The organism is Thiemannella venezuelensis, assembly GCF_014203605.1.
GTDB classification, from domain to species: Bacteria; Actinomycetota; Actinomycetes; order Streptosporangiales; family Streptosporangiaceae; genus Planomonospora_A; species Planomonospora_A venezuelensis.
The window spans coordinates 55617-81433 of the sequence record NZ_JACHJJ010000017.1; the positions used below are offsets into that span (position 1 = coordinate 55617).

At 71.6% G+C, this 25817-nt stretch carries 24 protein-coding genes; 3 read left to right on the top strand and 21 right to left on the bottom strand.

Features of this window, described 5'->3' with window-relative positions; translation table 11 throughout:
* Window position 1: 1 nt before the first annotated feature.
* The 15 genes from atpA to rpmE all read right to left on the bottom strand — a co-directional run bounded on the left by atpA (window position 2) and on the right by rpmE (window position 12788).
* Window positions 2–1648: a F0F1 ATP synthase subunit alpha gene (gene atpA, locus FHS22_RS23465; protein WP_184944886.1), complete on the bottom strand. Its 1647-nt coding sequence runs from the start codon at window positions 1646–1648 to the stop codon at window positions 2–4.
* Between the two features lie 23 nt (window positions 1649–1671).
* The gene (locus FHS22_RS23470) at window positions 1672–2481 is read right to left on the bottom strand and encodes a F0F1 ATP synthase subunit delta (RefSeq protein ID WP_184944888.1); all 810 of its coding nucleotides are present in this window, start codon (window positions 2479–2481) and stop codon (window positions 1672–1674) included.
* Between the two features lie 85 nt (window positions 2482–2566).
* On the bottom strand, window positions 2567–3112 hold the full coding sequence (locus FHS22_RS23475) for a F0F1 ATP synthase subunit B (RefSeq protein ID WP_184944890.1): 546 nt from the start codon (window positions 3110–3112) through the stop codon (window positions 2567–2569).
* A 32-nt stretch (window positions 3113–3144) separates the two neighbouring features.
* Window positions 3145–3372 carry an ATP synthase F0 subunit C gene (gene atpE / locus FHS22_RS23480; protein ID WP_030906562.1) on the bottom strand — a complete coding sequence of 76 codons (228 nt, stop codon included), beginning with the start codon at window positions 3370–3372 and terminating at the stop codon, window positions 3145–3147.
* A gap of 64 nt (window positions 3373–3436) precedes the next feature.
* A complete protein-coding gene (gene atpB / locus FHS22_RS23485; protein WP_184944891.1) occupies window positions 3437–4231 on the bottom strand; it encodes a F0F1 ATP synthase subunit A in 795 nt (264 codons plus the stop codon).
* A 67-nt stretch (window positions 4232–4298) separates the two neighbouring features.
* Window positions 4299–4514 carry an AtpZ/AtpI family protein gene (locus tag FHS22_RS23490; protein WP_221474003.1) on the bottom strand — a complete coding sequence of 72 codons (216 nt, stop codon included), beginning with the start codon at window positions 4512–4514 and terminating at the stop codon, window positions 4299–4301.
* A 75-nt stretch (window positions 4515–4589) separates the two neighbouring features.
* Window positions 4590–5015, bottom strand: coding sequence for a Cg1360 family ATP-synthase-associated protein (locus tag FHS22_RS23495; protein WP_184944893.1), 426 nt, complete (start codon window positions 5013–5015; stop codon window positions 4590–4592).
* 152 nt (window positions 5016–5167) lie between these two features.
* Window positions 5168–6589, bottom strand: coding sequence for an MraY family glycosyltransferase (locus FHS22_RS23500; protein WP_184944895.1), 1422 nt, complete (start codon window positions 6587–6589; stop codon window positions 5168–5170).
* Between the two features lie 63 nt (window positions 6590–6652).
* Entirely contained in the window at window positions 6653–7912 is a 1260-nt protein-coding gene (locus FHS22_RS23505; RefSeq protein ID WP_184944897.1) for a serine hydroxymethyltransferase, read from the bottom strand.
* Window positions 7913–7999: 87 nt separating this feature from the next.
* Window positions 8000–8380 (bottom strand): hypothetical protein, encoded by a 381-nt coding sequence (locus tag FHS22_RS23510; RefSeq protein WP_184944898.1) that lies wholly within the window; start codon window positions 8378–8380, stop codon window positions 8000–8002.
* Window positions 8381–8392: 12 nt separating this feature from the next.
* Entirely contained in the window at window positions 8393–9634 is a 1242-nt protein-coding gene (locus FHS22_RS23515) for a hypothetical protein (RefSeq protein ID WP_184944900.1), read from the bottom strand.
* A 186-nt stretch (window positions 9635–9820) separates the two neighbouring features.
* Window positions 9821–10486, bottom strand: a complete 666-nt coding sequence (locus tag FHS22_RS23520; RefSeq protein ID WP_184944902.1) for an L-threonylcarbamoyladenylate synthase — start codon at window positions 10484–10486, stop codon at window positions 9821–9823.
* A 35-nt stretch (window positions 10487–10521) separates the two neighbouring features.
* The gene (gene prmC, locus FHS22_RS23525; protein WP_184944904.1) at window positions 10522–11376 is read right to left on the bottom strand and encodes a peptide chain release factor N(5)-glutamine methyltransferase; all 855 of its coding nucleotides are present in this window, start codon (window positions 11374–11376) and stop codon (window positions 10522–10524) included.
* 25 nt (window positions 11377–11401) lie between these two features.
* The gene (gene prfA, locus FHS22_RS23530; RefSeq protein ID WP_184944906.1) at window positions 11402–12454 is read right to left on the bottom strand and encodes a peptide chain release factor 1; all 1053 of its coding nucleotides are present in this window, start codon (window positions 12452–12454) and stop codon (window positions 11402–11404) included.
* A gap of 115 nt (window positions 12455–12569) precedes the next feature.
* Window positions 12570–12788 carry a 50S ribosomal protein L31 gene (gene rpmE / locus FHS22_RS23535; RefSeq protein WP_184944908.1) on the bottom strand — a complete coding sequence of 73 codons (219 nt, stop codon included), beginning with the start codon at window positions 12786–12788 and terminating at the stop codon, window positions 12570–12572.
* A 271-nt stretch (window positions 12789–13059) separates the two neighbouring features.
* Between rpmE and FHS22_RS23540 the strand changes: the two genes are divergently transcribed.
* A complete protein-coding gene (locus FHS22_RS23540; RefSeq protein ID WP_184944909.1) occupies window positions 13060–14175 on the top strand; it encodes a hypothetical protein in 1116 nt (371 codons plus the stop codon).
* A 165-nt stretch (window positions 14176–14340) separates the two neighbouring features.
* Here the strand turns inward: FHS22_RS23540 and rho are convergent, their stop codons facing one another.
* The 3 genes from rho to thrC all read right to left on the bottom strand — a co-directional run bounded on the left by rho (window position 14341) and on the right by thrC (window position 18865).
* Window positions 14341–16329, bottom strand: coding sequence for a transcription termination factor Rho (gene rho / locus FHS22_RS23545; protein WP_184944911.1), 1989 nt, complete (start codon window positions 16327–16329; stop codon window positions 14341–14343).
* Window positions 16330–16793: 464 nt separating this feature from the next.
* The gene (gene thrB, locus FHS22_RS23550; RefSeq protein ID WP_184944913.1) at window positions 16794–17756 is read right to left on the bottom strand and encodes a homoserine kinase; all 963 of its coding nucleotides are present in this window, start codon (window positions 17754–17756) and stop codon (window positions 16794–16796) included.
* Between the two features lie 50 nt (window positions 17757–17806).
* Window positions 17807–18865, bottom strand: a complete 1059-nt coding sequence (thrC, locus tag FHS22_RS23555; protein WP_184944915.1) for a threonine synthase — start codon at window positions 18863–18865, stop codon at window positions 17807–17809.
* A gap of 214 nt (window positions 18866–19079) precedes the next feature.
* Here thrC and FHS22_RS23560 point away from each other — a divergent pair, with 214 nt between their 5' ends.
* The gene (locus FHS22_RS23560; RefSeq protein ID WP_184944917.1) at window positions 19080–20603 is read left to right on the top strand and encodes a glycosyltransferase family 2 protein; all 1524 of its coding nucleotides are present in this window, start codon (window positions 19080–19082) and stop codon (window positions 20601–20603) included.
* Between the two features lie 77 nt (window positions 20604–20680).
* Here the strand turns inward: FHS22_RS23560 and FHS22_RS23565 are convergent, their stop codons facing one another.
* Entirely contained in the window at window positions 20681–22009 is a 1329-nt protein-coding gene (locus tag FHS22_RS23565; protein ID WP_184944919.1) for an MFS transporter, read from the bottom strand.
* Between the two features lie 70 nt (window positions 22010–22079).
* Between FHS22_RS23565 and FHS22_RS23570 the strand changes: the two genes are divergently transcribed.
* Window positions 22080–22898: an SAM-dependent methyltransferase gene (locus FHS22_RS23570; RefSeq protein WP_221474005.1), complete on the top strand. Its 819-nt coding sequence runs from the start codon at window positions 22080–22082 to the stop codon at window positions 22896–22898.
* Here the strand turns inward: FHS22_RS23570 and FHS22_RS23575 are convergent.
* Complete coding sequence (locus FHS22_RS23575) at window positions 22882–24519, bottom strand: glycosyltransferase family 2 protein (RefSeq protein ID WP_184944923.1); 1638 nt, start codon at window positions 24517–24519, stop codon at window positions 22882–22884. The two genes, FHS22_RS23570 and FHS22_RS23575, sit on opposite strands and share 17 nt — an antisense overlap.
* Entirely contained in the window at window positions 24516–25739 is a 1224-nt protein-coding gene (locus FHS22_RS23580) for a glycosyltransferase family 2 protein (RefSeq protein ID WP_184944925.1), read from the bottom strand. Before FHS22_RS23580 ends, FHS22_RS23575 begins: the two co-directional genes overlap by 4 nt.
* Window positions 25740–25817: the final 78 nt, after the last annotated feature.

Below are 25817 nucleotides of genomic sequence, written 5' to 3' on the forward strand. Positions count from 1 at the left end.
GCTACTTCTTCTCGTCCTGGACGTGCTTGACGATCTTCTCCTGGCCGACCCGGTTGGCGCCGAGAGCCGCGACCGGCTCCTCGTTGACCAGCAGCTCGCCCGCGGAGGTCTCGAAGCCCTTCTTGAACTGGGCGATCGCGTCCTTGAGGGCCGTGATCGCGTCGTCCGAGAGCTCCCGGGTCTCGCGGATGCCATCGAAGATGCCCTTGTGGTCGCGGCCGATGTAGTCGAGGAACTCCGCCTCGAAGCGGCGGATGTCCTCGACCGGGACCTCGTCGAGCTCGCCGGTGGTGCCGGCCCAGATCGAGACGACCTCCTTCTCCACCGGGAAGGGGCTGTACTGCGGCTGCTTGAGCAGCTCGACCAGGCGCTGGCCGCGCTCGAGCTGCGCCTTGGAGGCCGCGTCCAGGTCGGAGGCGAAGGCCGCGAAGGCCTCCAGGTCGCGGTACTGGGACAGGGCGAGGCGGAGCGTGCCGGCGACCTTCCGCATGGCCTTGGTCTGCGCGGAGCCGCCGACTCGGGAGACGGAGACACCGACGTTGATGGCCGGACGCACACCGGCGTTGAACAGGTCGGTCTCGAGGAAGACCTGGCCGTCGGTGATGGAGATGACGTTGGTCGGGATGAACGCCGAGACGTCGTTGCCCTTGGTCTCGATGACCGGCAGACCGGTCATCGAGCCGGCGCCCATGTCGTCGGAGAGCTTGGCGCAGCGCTCCAGCAGACGGGAGTGCAGGTAGAAGACGTCGCCGGGGTAGGCCTCGCGGCCCGGCGGGCGGCGCAGCAGCAGGGAGACGGCGCGGTAGGCGTCGGCCTGCTTGGTCAGGTCGTCGAAGACGATGAGGACGTGCTTGCCCTGGTACATCCAGTGCTGGCCGATGGCCGAACCGGTGTAGGGGGCGAGGTACTTGAAGCCGGCCGCGTCGGAGGCCGGGGCGGCGACGATGGTGGTGTACTCCATCGCGCCCGCCGCCTCCAGGCGGCCCTTGACCTGCGCGATCGTCGAGCCCTTCTGGCCGACGGCGACGTAGACGCAGCGGACCTGCTTCGCCGGGTCGCCGGAGAGCCAGTTCTCCCGCTGGTTGAGGATGGTGTCCACGGCGATGGCGGTCTTGCCGGTGCCGCGGTCACCGATGATCAGCTGGCGCTGACCCCGGCCGATCGCGGTCATGGCGTCGATCGCCTTGATGCCGGTGGCCAGCGGCTCCTTCACCGGCTGGCGCTGGACCACGGAGGGGGCCTGGAGCTCGAGAGCACGCATGCCCTCGGACTCGATGGCGCCCTTGCCGTCCAGCGGGTTGCCCAGCGGGTCGACCACGCGGCCGAGGAAGTCGTCGCCGACCGGCACGGAGAGGACCTCTCCCGTGCGGCGGACCGACTGGCCCTCCTCGATCTTGCTGAAGTCGCCCAGGATAACGACACCGATCTCCCGGACGTCCAGGTTCAGTGCCAGACCACGCGTGCCGTCCTCGAACTCGAGCAGCTCGTTCGCCATCGCCGAGGGAAGGCCGGAGACATGGGCGATACCGTCGCCGCAGTCGACGACGGTCCCGATCTCCTCGCGCGCGGCGCCTTCCGGCTCGTACGCCTGGACGAAGCGCTCAAGCGCGTCCCGGATCTCGTCCGGCCGGATCGTAAGCTCCGCCATCTCTCTTCTGTCTCCCTATTCGCCTAGCCGGCCAACCGGCGGCGGACTTCTTCGATTCGTCCCGCGATGGTGGTGTCGATGAGGTCGTCCCCGATGCGGACGGAGAACCCACCGAGCACTCGCGGATCCACCTCGACGTTCAGGTGAACGTCGTGGCCGTACGAGGTGCGAAGCCACGCGGCGAGGCGCTGCTTCTGCTCCTCGGAGAGCGCGACGGCGCTGCGCACCACCGCGACGAGACGCTGCCGCTGGGACGCGACCAGGCCGCCGAACTCCGCCAGTCCACCGTCCAGGCTACGTCCTCGCGGATGCACCACGAGCTGCGTGACCAGACGGAGGGTCGTCGGGGCGACCTTCGCGCCGAGAAGCGCGTCGAGCAGCTCGCGCTTGCCCTGCGCGGGCGCGGCGGGGTCGGTCAGCGTCCGGTGCAGGGTGAGGTTCGAGGCGACGATGCGCCCGAACCGGAACAGCTCGTCCTCGACGTCGTCGAGCCGGCCCTGCGCCTCGGCCTCGGCCGACGCGGCGACCACGCCGAGGCGCTCCAGCGCGTCGGCCAGGTCGCCGGAGCGCGCCCACTTGACGGAGACGGCCGCCACGACCGTCTCCAGCGCGGCGGCGCTGACCTTGCCCTCCAGCAGGACCCGGAGGATCTGGGCCTTCTGCTCGGCCGGGCGGGCGGCGTCGGACATGCTCCGGCGGAGCCCGTGCTCACGGTCGAACAGGTCGGCGACCGAGAAGAGCTCGTCGGCCAGCGTGCCGAGGTCGGCGCTTCCCGCCACGGCGTTGAAGCGCTCCTCGACCTCGGCCAGCGAGGTCCTGCTCAGACCCCTCATCGGTCGCTCACCCTTCCTCGTTCGCTACGCGGCCCGCTCGTGCCTCGCGAGCCACTCCGCTCACTGCGTCGGGTTCGCTCCATCATCAGCGGACCGCCGCGCTGCTCGACTCGAGCTCCTCCAGGAACCGGTCGACGGTGCGGCGCTGGCGCGCCTCGTCCTCGAGGGACTCACCGACGATGCGGCCCGCCAGGTCGGTCGAGAGCCGGCCGATCTCGGAGCGGAGCTGGGCGAACGCCTGCTGGCGGTCGGCCTCGATCTGGACGTGCGCCGCCTCGATGAGGCGGCGGGCCTCGGCCTGCGCCTCCTCGCGGAGCTCGGCCTTGATCTGCGCACCCTGCTCGCGGGCCTCCTCACGCAGGCGGGACGCCTCGTGACGAGCCTCGGCGAGCTGCTCCTTGTACTGCGCGAGCAGCGCCTGGGCCTCGGCCTGGGCGTCCTGCGCCTTCTGGATGCCGCCCTCGATCGCCTCGGTCCGCTCGTTCAGAGTCTTCTGAATGCGCGGGGTGAGGATCTTGCCGACGACGATGAGGACGACAGCGAAGGCGAAGATGCCGACGACCAGCTCGTAGGCGTGCGGGATGAGCGGGTTGTTCCCCTCCGCCGCCAGGAGCGAAGCTGCTGTGATCATTGGTGCAGCCTTCCGTCAGAGATATTCGGGTCTTACTGGCCGAACATGAACGGCGCGACGAGACCGATGAGGGCCAGGGCCTCGGTGAGAACGAAGCCGAGCAGCATGTTCTGGCGGATCAGGCCGTAGGCCTCGGGCTGGCGGGCGATGGCCTGCACGCCCTGACCGAAGATGATGCCCACGCCGATGCCGGGGCCGATCGCGGCGAGACCGTAGCCGATGGAACCGAGGGAGCCGGTGACCTCAGCGAGGATGCCCATTGTGTCTTCCTTTACTGGTCGGCCGGTGGATGCCCTCCACCGGTCTGGATATTCGAGGTGGGTCTTAGTGCTCGGCGTGGAGCGAGTTGCCGATGTACATCGCGGCGAGCATCGCGAAGAGGAACGCCTGCAGGAACTGGATGAACATCTCGAAGCCGGTCATCGCGATCGTCATGACGACGCCGACCACGCCCAGCGGGGCGCCCAGCGGGGTGAGCTTCTCGAAGAGGAACCAGAAGCCGACCAGGCTGAAGAACGCCAGGATGATGTGGCCGGCGAACATGTTGGCGAACAGTCGCACCGCGTGCGTGAAGGGCGCGATGATCAGGTTCGAGAGGAACTCGATCGGGGCGAGCAGCACGTAGATCGGCTTGGGCAGGCCCGGCGGGAACATCATGTTCTTGAAGTAGCCGATCGGGCCCTGGTGCTTGATGCCCAGGTAGATCTTGAGGACGTAGATGCTCAGCGCCAGCACGATCGGGAAGGCGATGTGCGAGGCGACCGGGAACTGGACGACGGGGATGACGCCCATCAGGTTCCAGATCCAGACCATGAAGAAGATGCTCAGCAGCAGGCCCATCCACCGGTCGGCGTCCTTGCCGAGGAACGGCCGGGCGACCTGGTCGCGGACGAACGTGTAGCCGATCTCGGCGACGTTCTGCACGCCCCGGGGCACGAGCTTCGGCTTGGCGAAGGCGGCCCAGCAGAAGGCGATGACGATCAGCGAGCTCAGAACCGCCAGGAGCACCGGCTTGGTGAACCAGGTGACGCCCGCGATGATCGGCGGAAGGTCGAAGAGTTCCAGCCCCGGAGGCGTGAACTTGTCCTCGGGAGCGGTGAGGAGCGTCAGCGTGCTCACGCGGCGGTCCCTTCAACGTGGTAGTGGATCGAAATGGCTTCGTCGGCGAGCCGGCCGCAGCCGAGGACTAGCGGCCGTACTTCCGGTAGACCAGGTAGACGGCGAGAGCGACGCCGAGAATCAGCCCGATCGGAGTGAAGGCGACCACTCCGGTCCACTTGGACAGCAGCCATCCCGCCCCGCCGTACAGGATCATCCCGGAGAGCAGATAGCTGGGGATCGACCAAGCGGCGTTGGCGAAGTCGCGGCCGTCGTCCTCGGGCCGGATTTTCTTCTCGCTCATCGCGGCCACGACGATAGCAGGCATGATGAGGGCTAGTCATATCGGGCCCCACCGCACCCGATGGGATCTTAGTCCTCATCGGGAATCACCTTGACCCGGGACCCTACCCTCCGGATCGACGTAGAGCATCTTGAGCTTCATGAAGCCGCGCATCTCACCGACGGTCCACGCCAGGGTGCAGACGATGGCGGCCCAGCCGAAGGCCTTGGGCTCGAACGCCGTGGCGTCCTCGAACGCCTTCAGCATCGCCATGACCGCCAGGATCTTGACCGCGTAGGTCACCACCGCGGCGGTCATCATCATCATGGGCGAGACGCGGCTGGCGTAGGAGACCGCCACCAGGCCGACGGTGAAGAAGACCGAGACGACCAGCAGGCCGATCGCGGCGCCCAGCGCGCCCTTCCCTCCGGCCAGCACGGTCGCGACCACGACCACGGCCAGCCCGGCCAGAGCCGTGGGGATCGCGGCTCCCTTCAGGAGGCGCACGTCGTTGGCCTGCATCGGCACTCCCAGTGACAGTTATCAAGCGAGCGATTGCTACCCAGCAGGTCTCGTACTGTTCAGCACCTGCTAGTGAAAGCTATCACAAGCTCCTGGAAGAGCGCCTTTACCTGCCGTTTCAAGTAAACGATCTAGAGGTTTCCGGCAGGTGTTCAGCGCCCTGTCCCCGGGGCCGGGAAACGCTGGCGGGAAGCGCTGAGTGACAGGTCGGACAGGGCGGACAGCTCCGCCCTGTCGTCGCCCACCGGGTGCTCCCCCGGGAGCGGAGGCTCGGGGGACGCCGGGCGCAGAGGCCGCTGGAGCGGAGCCTCCACCGGGAGCGGGCGGGCGCCCTGCGGGAACGGGGGGTCGGCCGGGAGGGGGCGGACGTCCTGGGCGGCCGGCGCCTCGGGAGGAAGCGGGTGGGCGGCCTGCCCGTGGGCGGGCCCCTCGCCGGGGCGGACGTGCCGGCCGGCGGCGTGCGCTCCCCCGCCGTTGCGGCGCATGCGCGGCAGCCCCATCGCCACCAGCACGCCGACGGCCAGCAGCACGGCCAGGAGGAACAGGACCAGCGGGACGCCCTTGACGGACATCGCCACGACCCCGAAGGCGAACAGGAACGTCCACGCGTACATGATCAGGACGCTCGTGCGGTGCGAGTGGCCGATGTCCAGCAGCCGGTGGTGCAGGTGCCCGCGGTCGGGGGCGAACGGCGAGAGCCCGTTGGACGTTCGCCGGACCACCGCCATGATCAGGTCCAGCAGCGGCAGCACCAGGATCGCGACCGGGACCAGCATCGGCAGGATGACCGGGAAGCGGTTGATGCTGCTGGAGTCGAGCGGGGTGACGGTGATCATCGTGGAGGCGAGGACCAGGCCGATCAGCATCGCCCCGGTGTCGCCCATGAAGATCTTCGCCGGGTGGAAGTTGTGCGGCAGGAAGCCCAGGCAGACGCCGATGAGCACCGAGGTGACCGCGGCGGTGACGTTGATGCTGGTGTTGCCGAAGTCCGTGGACAGGGCGACGGAGTAGGTCCAGGTGGCCATGGCCGCGATGCCGACGATCCCGGCCGCCAGCCCGTCCAGCCCGTCGACGAAGTTGACCGCGTTGATCATGACGACGATGACCATGATCGTGATCAGCGGGCTCAGCGTGGAGTCCAGGACGTAGAGCCCGCCCATGCTGGTGGGCAGCGGGATCCAGGGCAGGCTGACCCCGAAGGCGACCAGCACGCCCGCCGCGCCGATCTGCCCGGCCAGCTTGATCAGGGCGTCCATGCCCCACCAGTCGTCCAGGAAGCCGGTCAGCGTGATCAGGCCGCCGGCGAGGATCAGCCCGAGGACGACCTTCCCCCCGGTCGCGGCCTCCTCGGCGAGTTTCCCCCCGGCGTACGGCAGCTTGGCGGCCACCAGCAGGCCCGCCACCAGCCCGCCGTACATGGCCAGGCCGCCGAGCCGCGGTGTCGGGGTGGTGTGCACGTCCCGGTCACGGACCTCGGGCATCGCGCCGATGCGGATGGCGAAGACGCGGACCAGCGGGACCAGCAGGTAGGTCGCCGCCGCCGCGACGAGCGCCATCAGTAGGTATTCGCGCACGGACCTAGTTTCCCGGATAGTCCGGCCAGCTGTGACCGGAAAACAGCACAGAACCACTCATAATTAGCTGGGATATGCCGGATACAGCGCGGTGAGCTCCGCCACGCGCGCCCTGATCTCCCCCACCGCGCCGGGGTCGCGCACGGCTCGCGCCACCATCGAGGCCAGTTCCTTCATCTCCTCGGTCCCCATCCCCTGCGTGGTCACGCAGGGGGTTCCCACCCGGATGCCGGAGGTCACCGTGGGCGGTTCGGGGTCGTAGGGGATCGCGTTGCGGTTCAGCGTGATCCCGGCGGCGGCGCACCGCTGCTCGGCCAGCGCGCCCGTGACCGCGGCGTCGCGCAGGTCGACGAGGACCAGGTGGCTGTCGGTTCCGCCGGAGACCGGCCGCAGGCCCTCCACCGCCAGCGCGTCGGCCAGCGTCCGGGCGTTGTCCACCACCCGCCGCGCGTAGTCGGCGAACTCCGGGCGGAGCGCCTCGCCGAAGGCCACCGCCTTGGCCGCCACCGCGTGCATGAGCGGGCCGCCCTGGACGAACGGGAACACCGCCCGGTCGATCTTGGCCGCCAGCTCCGCCGTGCACATGATCCCGCCGCCGCGCGGGCCGCGCAGCGCCTTGTGCGTGGTGAAGGTCACCACGTCGGCGTACGGCACCGCGGACGGCAGGGCTCCTCCCGCCATCAGCCCCACGGTGTGCGCGACGTCGGCGAGCAGCCAGGCGCCCACCTCGTCGGCGATCCCCCGGAAGGCCGCGAAGTCGATCTCCCTGGGATAGGCCGTGGCGCCGCAGATGATCATCTTGGGCCGGCGGCGCAGCGCCAGCTCCCTCACCTCGTCGTAGTCGATCAGCTCGGTGTCCCGGCGCACGCCGTACGCCACGATCTCGAACCAGCGGCCGGAGAAGTTGACCTTCGAGCCGTGGGTGAGGTGGCCGCCGTGCGGCAGCGCCATGGCGAGCACGGTGTCGCCCGGCTGGAGCAGCGCGGCGTAGGCGGCGAGGTTGGCCGAGGCCCCGGAGTGCGGCTGCACGTTGACGTGGTCCGCCCCGAACAACCGGCGGGCGCGGTCGATGGCGAGCTGCTCGGCCCGGTCGACGACCTCGCACCCGCCGTAGTAGCGCCGGCCGGGATACCCCTCGGCGTACTTGTTGGTGAGCGTCGAACCGAGCGCGGCCAGCACCGCCGGCGAGGCGAGGTTCTCGCTCGCGATGAGCTGGATGCCGCCGCGCAGGCGGTCGAGCTCGTCGAGGAGCACCTTCGCGATCTCCGGATCCTGCCGGAGCAGGAGGCCGAAGTCGGGCCCGTAGTACGGCACAGAGCTCAATTGCCTCACTCCGTTCGGCGGCTCGGGCGGACGACCCACCTCCCACTGTAAGCCCGGCGGCCCTCGTTATCCCATGTCAGGGCGGGTTCAGGAGAAAGCGTGTGGGGCTCCTGCGTCGGCGGGCACCCAACGGGGCGTGTCGGCCGCCTGGTCGCTGATCGAGGTGAGGACGGCCTGCCGGTACTGGCCCAGGCGTGCCCGCCACTCCGTCAGGTCCTCCACGTAGCGGTCCCCCACCGGGGCGTCCCAGACGTCGCGGCTCCTGGCCATCTGGTAGGCCCTGTCCAGGCAGGAGGTCAGCGTCTCCAGCATGGGCAGCACCTGCTGCCAGAGCACGACCAGCCGCTGGTAGTCGGGGTTGAACTGCCAGGCCGTGGCCGTCTCCGGAGACGGCAGGCCGGAGCTCCTGCCCTGCGGCGGGGCCTCCCCCGGCTGGAGCGGCTGCGGGGCGGGCGGGTCTGCGTACATCCGAAAGGCTCCTCACGCCGACTGCGGACCTGAAGACGCGCCCGACGAGCCGCCGGGCGGCGGGATGGGCCGGAGCGGGTCGGCCGGGTCCACCTCGCCCGCAGGGCCGTCCGGCCCGACGTCCATGGGCACCCAGGCGCCCTCGCCCCATGTCTCCCCCTCCGGCACCTGGACACCCGGCATCTCCAGCGGCTCGATCTCTCGCACGTTGTCGACCAGCGTCCTGAGGGCGTCCAGGTTCAGCGGCCCGGCCTCGGCCGAGACCACGTCGCTGCCGTCGTCCGCCCACCGCGCCACCGTGTCCCCGGGTGTTCCGGACCCGCCGGGAGCCGTCCCGCCGGCGCCGGTGCCGGGCTGTCCGCCCCCGTCCGTCCCGGTGCCGGGCTGTCCGCCCGCATCCGTCCCGGTGCCGTCCATGGTGGGCATGTCCATCGGCGGGATGTTCTCGATGTCCTCCAGCAGCGCCTCGACCTCCTCCGCGGTAGGCGGGTCGAGCGGGATCTGCAGAACCTTGACGCCGTCCACCTCGACGATCTGCGGCCGGAGCTCGCCCGTCTGGTCGATGTCGTCGGGGTGGTCCTTCTCCGGCGTGTCCAGCGGGTCGTCCCCTTGCGTCCCGCCGCCGTCCCGCGGCGAACGCTCGTCCCCCTTGGAGTCGGCCTCCGGCTTGGGATCGGGTGTGGAGTCGGCCTCCGGCTTGGGATCGGGCTTCGTCTCCGAACCACCGGAGCGGTCGTCTCCCTGCGCCCCGCCGCCGTCCCGCGGCGAACGCTCGTCCCCCTTGGAGTCGGCCTCCGGCTTGGGATCGGGTGTGGAATCGGCCTCCGGCTTGGAACCGCTCTCCGGCTTCGGCGGATCGTCCGCGGACTGGTCCTCGACCCGGGGGCTCTCACCGGAGCCGGGGACGGCGGGCTTGAGGTCCTCGGCCCGCGGCGTCTCCGGTTTCCCGGTGTCGCGCGCCGGAGTCTCCGCTCCCGGGGCGGGGGACGCGGCGTCCGGGGTCCCGGAGCCCGGGGCCGTCCCCTGCTCGATCCTCTTCTCCAGCAGCGCCACCCGCGCCGAGACGTCCTTGACCATCACGTCGCACGCCTCGGCGATCTGCACGGGGCGGTGAGTGGACTGGGAGGACAGTCCGGCCTCGCCCATCAGCCGGGTGATCCGGCCCTCGATCGTCCGCATCTGCCCGGCGGCCTGCCTGATTTCGGACAGCAGGTCGCGGACCAGCTCGGGGTCCATTCCGTCGAACTTGCCCATGGGCGTCTCCCGGGTCTCGGCCCATTTCACGGTACCGGGGAGATCGCCGCACGTCACGGTGATACCCAGCCGGTATGGATGGCGGCCGCGAGCAGCGGTTCGACAGGGGACGGCCGGATGCGCGGCGGCACGCCGCCCCGGTCTGGCCACCGGAACCGCCCGGGACCCCGGACGGCTCCGGCCGGGTCAATCCTCGGTGGCGGGGTCGGCGTCCGTCGCCACGTAGCCGATCACTCCGCGCAGCTTCTCCACCGGGATCGCGCCCCGGCGCAGCAGCCGGGGCACCGCGGTGGTGAGGTCGAGGATCGTGGACGGGGTGTCGTCCGCGCACGCCCCTCCGTCGAGGTAGACCGCGACCGAGTCGCCGAGCTGCTTCTCCGCGTCGGCGGCCGTGGTCGCGGCGGGGGCTCCGGAGCGGTTGGCGCTGGAGACGGCCATCGGGCCCGTGTCCTTGAGCAGGTCCAGGGCCACCGGGTGCAGCGGCATGCGGATCGCCACGGTGCCCTTGGTCTCGCCCAGGTCCCATGAGAGCGAGCGGTTGACCCGGCAGATCAGTGTGAGGGGACCGGGCCAGAAGGCGTCCACGAGGTCCTGGCCGTACGGTCCCAGGTTCTCCACCAGGGCGTTGGCCGCGCGCACGGTGCCGACCAGGACGGGCACCGGCATGTCCCGGCCGCGCCCCTTGGCCTCCAGCAGGCGGGCGACGGCCGACTGGGTGAACGCGTCACCGCCGATGCCGTAGACGGTGTCGGTCGGGAGCACCACCAGCTCGCCCCGGCGTACGGCCGACGCCGCGTCGGTCAGGCCCGCGGCCCGCTGCTCCGCGTCGGTGCAGTCATAGCGTCTACTCACGGCGTTCAGCCCCCATCCTCGGCCTCGTTCCTGGCTCATTCCTGGCCGAAACGGGCGGTGACGTAACGATCCCTGCGGGCGAGGTCCTGGCGGCTGCGCACGTCGCGCCAGCCGTTCTCCTCGGAGAAGATCAGGTATACCGGAGTGCCCTGCTCGTCGGCGTGCTCCACCGCGACGAACCCGCCGGGCCGCAGCAACCGCCTGGCGGTCCGCTCCACCGCCCTGACCTCGTCCAGGCCGTCGCCGCCCGAGCCGTACAGGGCGCGGTGCGGGTCGTAGTCGCGGACCTCGGGGTCGCGCGGGATCGCACCCGGCGGGATGTAGGGCGGGTTGGAGACGACCAGGTCCACCTGGCCGTCGAGCTCGGGCAGGGCGTCGGCGAGGTCCTCCGGGTGCAGGTGCACCCGGCCCTGCCCCTGCTCCAGGATGTTGCGCTTGGCCCACCGGTAGGCGTCGGGGTCGACCTCGACCGCGTGCACCGTGGCCAGCGCGACCTCCTGCGCGATGGAGAGCGCGATCGCGCCGGAGCCGGTGCCCAGGTCCACGACCACCGGAGCGGCCACGTCCATCTCCCGCAGCCGGTCGATGGCCCAGCCCGCCACCACCTCGGTCTCCGGGCGCGGGACGAACACGCCCGGCCCGACCTCCAGCGACAGGTAGCGGAAGTAGGCCCGGCCGGTGATGTGCTGGAGCGGCTCGCGCGCCTCGCGCCGCGCGACGCCCTCCCAGAACAGGGCGTCGAAGTCCGCGTCCGTCACGGTGTGCAGCTCGCTGCGCCGTACGCCGTGGACGAAGGCGGCGATCTCCTCGGCATCGGTGCGCGGCGACGGCACACCCGCCTCGGCGAGCCTGGCGGTGGCGAGGGCGATCTCGTCCAGTAGAAAGGTCATGGGCGCGTTCTGTCGAGTGGGCGTGCTATGAGTGGGCGGCGAGCTTCTCCGCCATCTCGGCGTCGAGCAGGGACTGGATGACGGCCGTCAGGTCCCCGTCCAGCACCTGGTCGAGGTTGTAGGCCTTGAACCCGACGCGGTGGTCGGAGATGCGGTTCTCGGGGAAGTTGTAGGTCCGGATGCGCTCGGAGCGGTCGACCGTGCGGATCTGGGACTTGCGCTCGGCCATCGCCGCGGCGTTGGCCTCCTCCTCCGCGATGGCCTGCAGGCGCGCCCGCAGGATGCGCAGGGCCGACTCCTTGTTCTGGAGCTGGCTCTTCTCGTTCTGGCAGGAGGCGACCACGCCGGTCGGCAGGTGCGTGATACGCACCGCCGAGTCGGTGGTGTTGACGCTCTGCCCGCCGGGGCCGCTGGAGCGGTAGACGTCGATGCGAAGGTCGTTCGGGTCGATCTGGACGTCGACCTCCTCGGCCTCCGGGTAGACCAGGACACCCGCCGCGCTGGTGTGGATGCGGCCCTGGGACTCGGTGACCGGGACGCGCTGCACGCGGTGCACGCCGCCCTCGAACTTCAGCCTCGACCAGACGCCGTCGTCGCCCCTGGCCTTCACCGCGACCGTGACGTCCTTGTAGCCGCCCAGGTCGGAGTGGGTCATGTCGATGATCTCGGTCTTCCAGCCGACCCGCTCGGCGTAGCGGAGGTACATCCGCAGGAGGTCGCCGGCGAACAGCGCCGACTCCTCACCGCCCTCGCCCGCCTTGATCTCCATGATGATGTCCTTGTCATCGTTGGGATCACGCGGGATGAGCAGGTGCCGGAGCCTCTCCTCCAGCTCGGGGACGCGCGCCTCGAGCTCCTTGGCCTCCTCGGCGAAGGCCTCGTCCTCCGAGGCCAGCTCCCTGGCCGTGGCCAGGTCGTTCTGGACGCCTTCGAGCTCCCGGTACGTGGTGATGATCGGGGTCAGCTCGGCGTAGCGCCGGCCGAACGTGCGCGCCTGCGTCGGGTTGGCGTGCACGGTGGGGTCGGCGAGCTTGAGTTCCAGCTCGGCGTACTCACTGAGCAGCTCGTCGAGGTTCACCGCACGTCCTTCTTCCTTGAAAGCCCTTTGTAAGCCCGCCTCATCACCACGAACGCCGACCCGGGCAGGCCCCTCGCGGACGAGGGGCGGTGCCGGGCCGGCGTCGGGACGAGGGCTACTGGCCCGCGGGCTTCTTGCCGAAGCGCTTCTCGAAGCGCGCCACCCGGCCGCCGGTGTCCAGGATCTTCTGCTTGCCCGTGTAGAACGGGTGGCAGGCGGAGCACACGTCGGCGTGGATCGCGCCGCTCTTGGCGGTGCTGCGGGTGGTGAAGGAGTTGCCGCAGGTGCAGGTCACCTGAGTGGTGACGTACTCCGGGTGAATGTCGGGCTTCATGACTTCGTCCTCTCCAATGCGCGGTCGCCGGGTCGCCACATCTCTCGCCGGTACGGCGTGCGCGCTGCAAGCACACTGAGGTGCGCGCGGGCGGGAACCGGAACCGCTGCGGTTCGGCTACCAGTGTGCCAGATGCTCGAACCATTCCAGGCCACCGGGCATTCCCAGGCGGCCGTTACCTGCGTCTGTAGACGTGTCACTTGCGTACCACTAGGCTCCGGTGCCCAAACTGTACCTTTTCCCACTTTTTTACCCGAGTAAGGGGACCATGATGAGGAAGGGAATGCGGCTGCTCCTGGCGGCCGCAACGGGGGCTGCCGTCTTCGCCAGTGGTACGGCGACAGCGTTCGCCACCCAGACCAGGGTCGCGGCAGCGGCCTGCGATCTCGTCGCCGCCGACGTCACCGCATTGACCGTGGACGACCCCTACGTCCCGCTCAAGGAAGACGCCACCATCACCTTCGAGGCGACCCTCAAGGACGCCTGGAAGCTGGACGGAACGCCCAAGAAGGTCGAGCGGAACATCACCGCAGTCAAGGCCGAGTTCCAGCGGGTCGGCGAGACCACCTGGAACAGCGCGACGATCGGCGACCTCCCCGCGGTTCCGGCCGCCCCGGCCACCGGTGACGCGTCGCTCCCCGCCGACGCGGTCAAGCTCAAGGGCAGCTTCAAGATCACGAAGGACAACAAGGACGGCAAGTGGCTCGTCCGCCTCCTGGTGAGCCGCGGCAGCGACACCAAGGAGAGCTGCAAGGAGGTGACGGTCGACCCGCAGGTCAAGTTCGTCTCCGCCTCGGTCACCGACCCGGTCGTCATCAGCTCCAGCGGTGACACCGAGGTCAAGGTCCGCGCGAACATCGTCGGCGCCTCCGCCGTCACCGGCAAGCTCTACCACAACGACGGCGGCGACTCGATCGACGTGACCCTGGAGAAGGGCAGCTCCGCCGGCACCTGGTACGCCGACACCTACTTCGACTACTCCTTCTCCACCGGTTACTGGACCCTGGAGCTGGCGGCCGCGCGCGGCGGCCAGACCCTGGAGGTCAAGAAGGCCGACACCTTCTACGTCCAGAAGGGCGCCGTCAAGAAGGCCAAGTCCAAGGTCTCCTTCGACGTGACCGCCAACAAGGTCAAGAAGGGCAAGTCCATCCGCCTCTACGGCAAGGTCTACCGGGGCAGCAAGGGCTACGCCGGCAAGATGGTCGGGCTCTACTACAAGAAGAAGAACGGCAGCTGGCAGTTCGCCTACTACGTGAAGGCGAACAGCAGCGGCAAGTACAGCAAGACCGTCAAGCCGAGGTTCGACGCCTACTGGCGGGCCGTCGTCGGCGGGACCAGCAAGACCTACGGCTCCAAGTCCGGCTACGAGTACGTCGACGTCCGCTAGCCGGACTCCGCGGCGGCACGGAGGACTGTACGGCTCGCGTCCCCAACCCCGGGCGCAAGCCGTACAGGCGCCGGACCGGGGCCGAACACTCGGAGAAGAGTTCGCAGCAGCAAGGGAAACGCCCGGTGGCCGAGGCCACCGGGCGTTTCCGTGCGCCGGGACGGGTCAGTCGCGGTCGGAGCTGACCGTCGTCTTCTGCACCTGGAGCAGGAACTCCGCGTTGGACTTGGTCTCCTTCATCTTCTCCAGGAGAAGCTCCAGAGCCTGCTGCATGTCCAGGGCGTGCAGCACGCGCCGCAGCTTCCAGACGATCTGCAGCTCGTCCTTCGACATGAGGATCTCCTCCTTGCGGGTGCCGGACGCGTCGACGTCCACCGCGGGGAAGATCCGCTTGTCCGCGAGGCCGCGGTTGAGCTTGAGCTCGGCGTTTCCGGTGCCCTTGAACTCCTCGAAGATGACCTCGTCCATCTTGGAGCCGGTCTCGACCAGCGCCGTGGCGAGGATCGTCAGCGAGCCGCCGTTCTCGATGTTGCGGGCGGCGCCGAAGAAGCGCTTGGGCGGGTAGAGGGCCGTGGAGTCGACACCGCCCGACAGGATCCGGCCCGAGGCGGGAGCCGCCAGGTTGTAGGCCCGGCCCAGGCGGGTGATCGAGTCGAGCAGCACGACGACGTCGTGGCCCAGCTCCACCAGGCGCTTGGCCCGCTCGATGGCGAGTTCGGCGACCGTGGTGTGGTCCTCGGCGGGACGGTCGAAGGTCGAGTGGATGACCTCGCCCTTCACCGACCGCTGCATGTCGGTGACCTCTTCCGGACGCTCGTCGACGAGGACGACCATCAGGTGGCACTCGGGGTTGTTCCGGGTGATCGCGTTGGCGATCGCCTGGAGCACCATCGTCTTGCCCGCCTTGGGCGGGGAGACGATGAGCCCGCGCTGGCCCTTGCCGATCGGGGCGACCAGGTCGATGATCCGGGTCGTCAGGACGTTCGGCTCGGTCTCCAGCCGCAGGCGCTCCTGCGGGTAGAGCGGCGTGAGCTTGTTGAAGTCGGGCCGCTGGCGGGCCTGCTCCGGGTCCATGCCGTTGACCGTGTCGAGACGGACGAGCGCGTTGAACTTCTCGCGGCGCTCGCCGTCGCGCGGCTGGCGGACGGCGCCGGTGACGACGTCGCCCTTGCGCAGGCCGTTGCGGCGGATCTGGGCGAGCGAGACGTAGACGTCGTTGGAGCCGGGCAGGTAGCCGCTGGTCCGGACGAACGCGTAGTTGTCCAGGATGTCCAGGATGCCGGCGATCGGGATGAGGACGTCGTCCTCGCCGACCACGGGCTCGTTGGCGTCGAAGCGGTCACGGCCGCGGCGGTTGCGCTCCCGGAACCGGCCGCGGCGGCCGCGGCGGTCGTCGTCCTCGGCGCCGGGACCGTGCTGGTCGCCCCGGCCCTGCGGGCCGCGGTTCTGGTCGCCGCGCTCGCCCCGGTCACCCCGGTCGGTGCGCTCGCCCCGGTCGATGCGCTCGCCCCGGTCGGTGCGCTCGCCCCGCTCACCGCGCTCGGGACGGTCCGCGCGCTCCCCGCGGGACTGGCCCGCGTCGGCGGCGCGCTGGTCGGCACGGCCCTCGCCGCGCTCGCCGCGCTCGCCCCGCTCACCGCGTTCGCCCCGCTCACGGCGCTCGCCGCGGCCGCGGCGCTCGCCGCGCTCGCGGCGGCTCTCGCCGCGCTCGGGACGGTTCTCGGGCTGACCGGCCTCGGCCTGCTCCACGACGGGCGCGGCGGCCGCGACCGGCTCGGGAGCCGCCTCCGGCTCGGGCGCGGACTCGGCGGGGACGGCCGGGGCGGCGGCGCGGGAACGTTCCCTGCGGCTGCGCGCGGGGCGCTCGGCGACCGGCTCGGAGACGGCCGGGGCCTCCTGGACGGCGGCGGGCGCGGGGGCGCTCTCGGGGGAGATGCCCTGCTTCTCCTGGATGGCCGCGATCAGCTGGCTCTTGCGCATCCGCCCGGTCCCGCTGATACCAAGACCGGTCGCCATGGCCTGCAGCTCGGGCAGCACCATGGCGGACAGGCCGGTGCCGGAGCGACGACGCTTGGTCGCGGCGCGGGTGGGGGTGTCGCCGGCCGCCGGCTGGGTGCCGTTGGCATCGGAGAGGAGTTCGGTGGTGTCGCTCACTAATGGGTCCTTCCCAGGGGTCGGGCGTGGCCATGATCGGCCGATCGTCCCGGTGGTGCGATCGGCCCGGCGGGACAGACCGGGCCGGGTTGCACGTCGCGATCCTCGGCGGTCCTTGAGGACCGCCGCCACTGTCGGAGAAGGGCGTATCCACGCCGTCACCATCGAGATTCGCCGACGGTGGGGCTTGGAGGACACCCCCCGGATTGCTACCGGCAACCAGATGTCGAGATGGTTCGAACGCGCATGTCCCTGAAACGCCGCCTCTCGCTGCCCCAACCGAATGTGGGCCATTCGGAGGCGACGGATTCGGGGAAACCACTGTGGCGCTCACGCCTCACGGAGCGAGGCATGGTGCGACGATGTGTGGCTGACAAGCACGCACCCGAAACGGGGGCACCTGGTGCGGCTCTCAGCCTAACATCACCAGCACACACAGCTATTCCCTGAAGGTCGAAGAGGCATCAGCGTGTCTCGGGAAAGGCAACGCGCGCACCGCGGGTTTCGACATCCAGTGGCTGGATGTGCCAGTCAGTACCCACTTCCGGTGCGATCAAATCCTGCGTATCCGCTGTCGAAAACGCAAGAACCGTGGGACCCGCCCCGGAGACGACCGCGGGCACCCCGGCGCCGCGCAGGCGTTCGACCAGTTCGGCGGTCTCCGGCATGGCGGGCGCGCGGTAGCCCTGGTGCAGCCGGTCCTCGGTCGCGGCCATGAGCAGCTCCCGCTCCGGCCGCCCGGTCAGCGCCGCGACCAGCAGCGCGGCCCGCCCGGCGTTCGCGGAGGCGTCCGCGTGCGGGACCTGCGCGGGGAGCAGCCCCCTGGCGACCTCCGTGGACAGGCGGTGCCGGGGGATGAGCGCCACCGGCCGGACGTCGGCGTGTGGAACCAGTTTCACCATACGCGGAACTCCGGGCTGCTCGATCCACGCGACCGTCAGCCCGCCCGCGATGCAGGGGGCGACGTTGTCCGGGTGCCCCTCGATCTCGGTGGCCAGCGCGAGGGCGAAGTCGTCCGAGAGCTTGCTCCCCCGGTCCCGGCGCGTCTCCTGGCTCCCGGCGTGTTCGGGGTGGGCCAGCGCGCGGGCCGCGAGGATGCCGGCGCAGATCGCCGCCGAGGAGGAGCCGAGGCCGCGCCCGTGCGGGATGCGGTTGCGGCAGACCATCCTGATCCCGGCCGGCTGCCGCACCGTGAAGGCGTCGAAGGCGGCGCGCAGCGCCCGGACGACCAGATGCCCCTCACCGGCGTCGAGCTCTCCCTCGCCCTCCCCCTTCACCTCCACGACCAGCCCGGGCGTCTGCGTGATCTCGACCTCCACCTCGTCGCAGAGGTCCAGCGCCAGCCCGAGGGAGTCGAACCCCGGCCCCAGGTTCGCGCTGGTCGCGGGGGTCCGGACCACGACCTTGCCGCCATAGATATTGATCATTCATCTCCTTGTTGCCCGCCCGCCGGGCCGGCGGGCGGGGACGGGGCGGGTCAGGCGAGTTCGAGCGCGGTGGCCGCGGCGTGGGCGTCGATGGGGATCGTGAGGGGCGTGGGAGCGCCGGAGATGGCCCAGTCGGGGTCCTTGAGGCCGTTGCCCGTCACCGTGCAGACGACGCGCTGCCCGGGCTCGACCAGGCCCTGCTCGTGCGCCTGGAGCAGGCCGGCCACGCTGGCCGCGGAGGCGAGCTCGACGAACACGCCCTCCTCCTGCGCCAGCAGCTTGTAGGCGGCGGCGATCTGGCGGTCGGTGACGGCCTGGATGACGCCGCCGGACTCGTCGCGCGCGGCCTCGGCGAGCTGCCAGGAGGCGGGGTTGCCGATGCGGATCGCGGTGGCGATCGTGTGCGGGTGGGTCACCGGCGCGCCGTTGACGATCGGCGCGGCTCCGCTGGCCTGGAAGCCGAACATCCGGGGCGTCCTCGTGGCGACGCCGTCGGCGGCGTACTCGGTGTAGCCCATCCAGTAGGCCGAGATGTTGCCGGCGTTGCCGACCGGGATGCAGTGGATGTCGGGAGCGTCGCCGAGCGCGTCCACGATCTCGAAGGCGGCGGTCTTCTGGCCCTGGAGCCGGAACGGGTTGACCGAGTTGACCAGCGCGATCGGGTAGTTCTCCGAGAGCTTCCTGGTCATCTCGAGGCAGTCGTCGAAGGAGCCCTCGACCTGGAGCAGCTTGGCGCCGTGCACCAGCGCCTGGGCCAGCTTGCCCATCGCGATCTTTCCTCGGGGCACGAGCACGGCGCAGGTCAGGCCCGCGCGGACCGCGTAGGCGGCGGCCGAGGCGCTGGTGTTGCCGGTGGAGGCGCAGATGACGGCCTTGGCGCCCTCCTCGACGGCCTTGCTGATGGCCATCGTCATGCCGCGGTCCTTGAAGCTGCCGGTCGGGTTCAGGCCCTCGACCTTCAGGTGGACGTCGCAGCCGGTCAGCGCGGAGACCCGGTGCGCCGGGACGAGCGGCGTGCCGCCCTCCAGGAGCGTGACGACGGGAGTCTCCGCGGTCACCGGAAGTCGGTCACGGTACTCCTCGATGAGGCCACGCCACGCCCTGGTCATGATTGCTCCTCCCGCGCACGGCTCCGCGGTGCGCGTTCTACCTGCGTTGTTGGGCAACGAGTCTACGGGCAACCGTCTCGCTCCCGGGATCCGATGTCCACCAACTGGACATCTCGGGCGTCCTCCTGGGAGACGCACTCAGACAGCACTAAGAAACCGCGGGTAAGGTCGACAGGTCTTGACACGCGGTGACGCAGACAAGGGGCATGACATCATGACGGGCGGAGCGGCGATCGGCCTGCCCCCGATCCGGCACAACGACTACTCCCCCCTGGTCCCTCCCGGGCTGGGCGAGTGGGAGCCGTCGCTCCCGGTGAGCGTGGTCATCCCCGCGCACGGCGGGCAGCACCGGCTCGACCTGACCCTCGCCGCGCTGGCCGCGCAGACCTATCCGGACCACCTCATGGAAGTGATCGTGGTCGACGACGGCAGCGAACCCCCGCTGCGCCTGCCGGAGATCGCCCCGCTGGACACCAGGATCGTCCCCGCGGCCCCCGGAGGCTGGGGCATCGCGCACGCGTTCAACAGCGGCGCCGCCCTCGCCGGGGGCCGCGTCCTGCAGCGCCTCGACGCCGACATGATCGTCTGCCGCGAGCACATCGAGGCGCTGGCCCGCTGGCACCACCTGGCCGAGCACGTGGTCGCCATCGGCGCCAAGAAGTTCGTCGAGGAGCCCGCGCTGACGCCCGCCGAGGTCCACGAGGCCGTGCGCGAAGGCGCGCCGGGATCGCTCTTCGACCTGTCCCGGGCGATCAACAGCTCCACCGAGCAGACGATCGCCCGCACCGACGGCCTGCGGAGCAGCCGCAACCCCTACCACGTGTGCACGGGGCCGACGATCTCGATGCGCGCCGAGACCTTCCACGCCGTGGGCGGCTTCGACCCCGCCGTGCCGCGGGGCGAGGACACCGAACTCGCCTACCGGCTGGCCCAGCACGGCGTGGTCTTCATCCCCGACATGGCGGCCGGGGCCGTGCACCTCGGGCTCCCCGCGCAGCGCCGCGACCGGCAGCGGGCGGTCCGGGTGGTCGCTCCCTACCTGGCCCACCGGGTACCGCTCCGCCGGGACCTGCGCAAGGACCGGGGACGGCGCTGGCTGGTGCCGTACGCCGAGGTGGTCCTGCACGTGGGCGAGGCGACCGAGGAGCAGGCGCGCAGGGCGGTGGGTGCCGCGCTGGAGGGGTCGGTGACCGACGTGGTGGTCACCCTGGTCGCCCCGTGGTCGCGGCTGCCGGAAGGCCGCCGCCCGGTGCTCGGCGACCCCGCCTTCGAACTGCGCCTGATGCACGAGCACTTCGCCCACGACGAGCGGGTACGGCTGGCCGACGAGGTCTCCCCCACCCCCGCGCCCATCCCGTTCCGCTACACGGGCCCCGTCTCGGCCCCGCTGGGCCGAGACTCCCTGGAGCGGATGATCGCCGCGGTCCAGGCGGACCGGTCGGGGCTCCTGGTGGTCGACCTCTCCGGCGACGGGACGGCCACGCTGGAGCGGACCGAGGCGCTGGGCCGGGCCCGGCTGCTCGGCGCGGACGACGTGGTCACCTCGATCAAGGCCACCCACGGCGTACGGCACGGCACGCGGGCGGAGTTCTGGCCGTCCCAGCGGCCCTCCCCCGACAGGCCCGCGGCGAGGAAGCCGGAGCCGGCCGCCGGCCCCGCGCGCCGGAAGCCGGGCCCCGTGCCCGCGGAACCGCGCTCGCTGCTCGCCCGCCTCCGCTCCGCGGTCCGCGCGGACTGACCGGGCCGCCCGGCCGTACGGCGCCGCCGGGAGGCACGCCCGGCCGGTGGGCCGCAGGCGGCCGGGGAGCCCTCCCCTCAGGCCGGTGCGTCGACGGGCCTGGCGTCCGGCTCGGGCAGGGGCGTGACGCGGCGCCGTACCGCGAGCCCGAACGCCACGACGAGCAGACCCGCGGCGCCCGCGACCGCGAACGGCGCGGCGGGGCGCCAGGCGTCGTAGAGGTAGCCGCCGAGACCGGAGACGACGAGGATGCCGATCGCTCCGCAGAGGGTCTGCACGCCGTAGGCGGAGCCCCGGACGGAGGCGGGGGCCTGCTGCGCCAGGAGCGGCCCGGCTGTGGTGATCACCGCGATCTCGCCCAGTCCCACGAGCACCGCCGTGACCATCATTCCGGAGCCGAGCGGGTCGGAGATCAGGAGCGTGGACAGGTAGGCGGCGGCCGCGAGGCCCTGGGCGAGGACCACCACGTCCTGGCGGCGCATCCGGTCGCCGAGCCAGCCGAAGAGGGGGGCGGCGAGCATGGCCGTGGTCTGCGCGATCCCGACCACGGCTCCGGCCCGGGCCAGCGCCTCGGCGCCGGACAGTCCTCCCTCCGCGAGGGCGTGCTCGGTCACCCACAGGGACATGAACCCGGCGACGACCGCGAGGTCGGCGCGGGCCACGAACGCCGCGGCGTACGACAGGGCGACCCCGGGATCGCGGGCGAGCGCGACGCCCTCGGCGATCAGCCGGGTCAGCGGGACGCGCCCGGCGGCGGCGCTCACCCTCGTCTTCGACAATGTGCGCCACATCAGGGCGCCGACCGCCAGGACCACCGCGGCGATGACCAGGAACGAGATCCGGGCGGCGGCGACCGGGGCCGTCCCGCCGTCCTCCAGGAGCTTGGGGAGCCGGACCAGGGCGAGCACCGCGACCATCGCGCCGAGCCCGCTGAACAGGCCGACCAGTCCGTAGGATCTGCCCCGCGAGCCGTCGCGGACGTAGTCGACCGCCACGGTGGAGAGCATTCCACTCAGCGCCGCGACGCCGAGGGCGAAGACCACGCGCAGCGCGACGAGCACGGCGGTGTTCCCGGCGAAGGGGAACAGCGCGGTGCCCAGCGCGCACAGCGCGAACCCGGCGACCACGACGGGCCGCCGGCCGTACCGGTCGGCCAGCGCGCCGTACCAGGCCAGGCTCACGATCATCGCGATCTCGGCGGCGACGCCGAGGAGACCGACGATCTTTCCCTGATCGCCCTTGGCGACGCCGAGGACGCCGCTGAGGATGTACGGCTGCGCGGCGGGCAGGAAGGAGATCACCGCCGTCGCGGTGAACGCCATGGACAGGCAGGCCCACAGGTTGCCGCGGCCGATGCCGTCGGCGAGGTCGAGACCCAGGACGCGGCGCGAGGGGGAGGCGGCCATGGCGTGATCTTGTCATCTCGGAGATCACTTCTCCAGGGCCCGAGTGGCTATGATCACGACAATTCCTGAAATGTTGTCATCGGAGCGGCACGTGACCGACCAGGCCCCCATCGGCATCCAGACGCACATCCCCAACATCGCCCGCATGTACGACTACTACCTGGGCGGAAAGGACAACTTCCCCGCCGACCGGGAGGCCGCCGAGAAGGCCCTCGCGGTGGTGCCGGAGATCCGCCACAGCGCCCGGTCCAACCGCGCCTTCCTCGGCCGCGCCGTCGCCTTCCTCGCCGAGCGGGGCATCGACCAGTTCCTCGACATCGGCGCGGGGCTGCCCACCCAGAGCAACGTGCACCAGGTCGCCCCCGGCGCCCGGGTGGTCTACGTCGACAACGACCCCACCGTGCTGGTCCACGGCCGGGCCATCCTGGGCCGGAACGAGAACGTGTCCATCGTCGAGGGGGACGTGCGCCGGCCCAAGGAGATCCTGGAGCACCCGGACGTCCGCGCGGCGATCGACTTCACCCGGCCGGTGGCGGTCCTACTGCTGGCGATCATGCATTTCGTCCCGGACGAGTACAGCCCCTCGGGCATCATCGCCGAGTTCCGCGCGGCCATGGCGCCCGGCAGCCACCTGGCCATGTCCCACGTCGTGATCGACGCCCGGCCCCAGGCCGCCGAGGGGGTGACGCAGGTCTACGACCAGGCGTCCTCGCCCTTCGTGCCGCGGACGAGCGCGGAGGTCATCCGGCTGTTCGGCGGTTTCGACCTGGTCGACCCCGGCGTGGTCAACCTCCCCGAGTGGCGGCCCGCGCCCGGCGACGCGGTGCCCTACCGGAACGTCGGCGACTACTTCCTCGGCGGGGTCGGCCTGGTCACCGGCGACGGGTGATGGCCCGCTTCACGGAGGAGAGCAGGCCGTACTGCACGACCTTCCGGGCGGCCGCGAGCTCCTTGCGCAGCGCGCCGACCTCCCGTCTGAGCTCCACCGCGCTCCTGCGCCAGCGGCCGGACTCCTCGCGCCACCGGCTCACCTGGCCGCGGAGCCGTTCGACCTCCTTGGTGAGCCGGGCCACCTCGGCCTCGGCCTCGGTCCGGGCGCGGTAGGCGCCGCGGCGGCCGGTGATCTGCCGGGCCCCCTCCGTGAACCCGTAGGCCTGGCCGTCCACCCAGAGCGTGCCGAAGGTGTCCTCCACCGCGTCGTCGGGGTCCTCCCCCTCCCGCAGGACGATCGCCGCGCGGGCGAACGCGGCGGTGCGCTCCAGCCGCGCCGCGACGACCCGCCGGCCGGGCCCCTCCGCCAGCAGCACCGAGACCAGCCCGTACCCGCCGTCGGCGGCCAGGTCGAGCAGGCGGGCGAGGCCGTCCTCCTCCGGCGCCCACCCCGCGGGCAGCCGGAGCCGGTACGGCGCCGCGTCCACCGGGCCGGAGGCCGTCCGCACCCGGGGCTCGCAGGCGTAGTGGCCCCGGATCAGCACCAGGTCCAGGTCGGGGTTGCGCAGCGGCGCGCGCCCCTCGGCCCGGACGTCGTCCCAGGGGCCGGTGACCGTCACCGCGACGTCGGGGACCGTGCCCGCCAGCACCGCGTCCACGGTCGCCCGGACCTCGTCGTAGCCCTGCCCGGGATCGCGCCCGGCCTCGACGACCACCTCCAGGTAGGGGACCTTCCAGTTCCGGTTCGGATGGGAGCGGAGCCAGCGGTAGGCGGGGATGCGGTCGGCGACGAACGCGTGGCTCACCCGGTCGATCGGGGCCTTGCCGCGCATCCGCATGGTCGGGCCGAGGTGGAAGGCGCGGGCCAGCGGCTCGGGCACGAAGACGGCGCCCGCCTGGGCCAGCCGGTAGCCCATCTCGGTGTCCTGGCCGAGGATGAGGTCGGTGTCCATCGGCCCCGCCTGCGCCAGCAGGGCGGCGTTGACCGAGGTGGCGCCGCCCACGTGGAGGCTGAAGGCGCGGCCCTGACCGGAGGTGAGGCCGTCGGTCCGCTCGATCAGGTCCACCAGCCAGGCGTGCGGCTCGGCGGGCTCGAAGAGCTTGCCCAGGTCGTCGGCGGCGGCGACCACCTCGGGAGCGGGCAGCGCGGCCGGGGTGAAGCGCAGCCGCCCGGTCACCACGAGGTACGGCGCCGCGTGGTGCCAGCGCATGTGGGCCTCGACCGAGCGGCGGTCCAGGACGACGTCGGAGTCCAGCCAGTGGACCACGTCGCCGCCCGCCTCCCGGAGCCCGGCGTTGCGGGCGTGGGCCCGGCCCGGCGTCGGACAGGTGATCATCCGGGTGCCGGGCGGGCGGAGCGCGGGCAGGCGCAGCGGCGGCTCGCTGCCGTTGTCCACCACGATGACCTCGGTGAGCTCGGCCGGGTAGCTCTGACCGGCCAGCCCGGCGAGCGCCAGGTCGAGTTTGTCCTGGTCGCCGTAGGCGGGGACGACGACGCTGACCCGCAGGGAGGGCGTCCAGGCGCCCAGTTCGGGCGGGGTGAGACCGCGGTAGTCGTTGCCCCTGATCCGTGCTGTCATGACGTTTCCAGAATCAGGCTGGGGCGGAATCCCCGCCACTGGTTCGACGCGACGCGCAGGAAGTGGGCGAGGGAGAGCCGCCAGGTGTGCTCGGCGGCGGCCGAGCGGCGCAGCACGTACCCCAGGCCGTGGGTCCGGTAGACGCGCGCCCCGGCGGCGCGCGCGGCCTTCAGGAAGCCCGCGTCCACTCCCGCCGGCAGGGCGGGGAACCCGCCGGTCCGGCGGAACAGCTCCCGGTCCAGCAGGATCGTTCCCCCGGCGACGTGGTCGGACCAGACCTCGCTGGTGTAGTCGGTGCGCCGGACCGTGACGTCCAGCGGCTCCAGGTAGAAGAACTCGGCCGCGGTCCCCACGATGTCCGCCCCGGAGTAGGACCGGGCGAGCAGCAGGTCGGACAGGTGGCCGGGGCCGTACCAGTCGTCGTCGTCCCACTTCGCGACGTAGTCGCCGGACGCGCGGGCGGCGGCCAGGTTGAGCACCTCGCCGAACGGCGTCGCGGCGTCGGCCTCGGCCACGGTCACCGGGAGCGGGCAGTCCCCGACCGCCCGCCGTACCGCCTCGTGGCCGGCGGGCACGCCGTGCAGGCCCAGCAGGACCTCGGTCTCCACCCCGCGCTGCCGGGCGATCTGGGCGAGCGCCGACTCCAGCAGGTGCGGGCGCATGCTGGACATCACGACGCTGACCTTCGGCGCGCCCGTCCCGCGCCCGCCGCCCGCCTGACCGCCGCCCGCCTGACCGCCCGCCCGCTCCCGGCGCGCGAGCCCGTGGCGGCGCAGCCGTACGCTGTGCTCCTCGCGGCGCAGGTCCGCCGTGCAGTTCGGCGCGTCCCGCGGGGTCTCGGCCAGCCAGCCGCCGTCGGCGAGGAGCGCCGCGAACGCGGGGTCGGCCCGTACGGCCCAGGCCGGGACCTCGTCGGCGTGCAGCGGCACACCGGCCGCTGCCAGGTCGAGCAGCCCGGCGAGGACCGGTTCCCCCGCCTCGCCCGGCCAGCGCACGCGCAACCCGCGCAGCGCGCGCAGCCCTCCCGCGGATCCCTCCGCGGGCTCTCCGGCGGGCCCTTCCGGGGGCGCCCCGGCGGGCCCTTCCGAGGGCGCCCCGGTGGGCGGCGCCCACCGGCCGTCCGCCCAGCGCAGGTCGGCCATCCCGGCCGACGGGGTCCGCACGAAGCCCTGCGGGCTCAGGCCGGTCCCGGGCGAGCCGAGGCCGATGACAGCTGTCATGGAGGTGGTTCCTGACTGCGCGGCGTCTCGCGCGGATTCGTCACCGTACGAGCGCCAACTTTAGCCAAGTCTGAATTG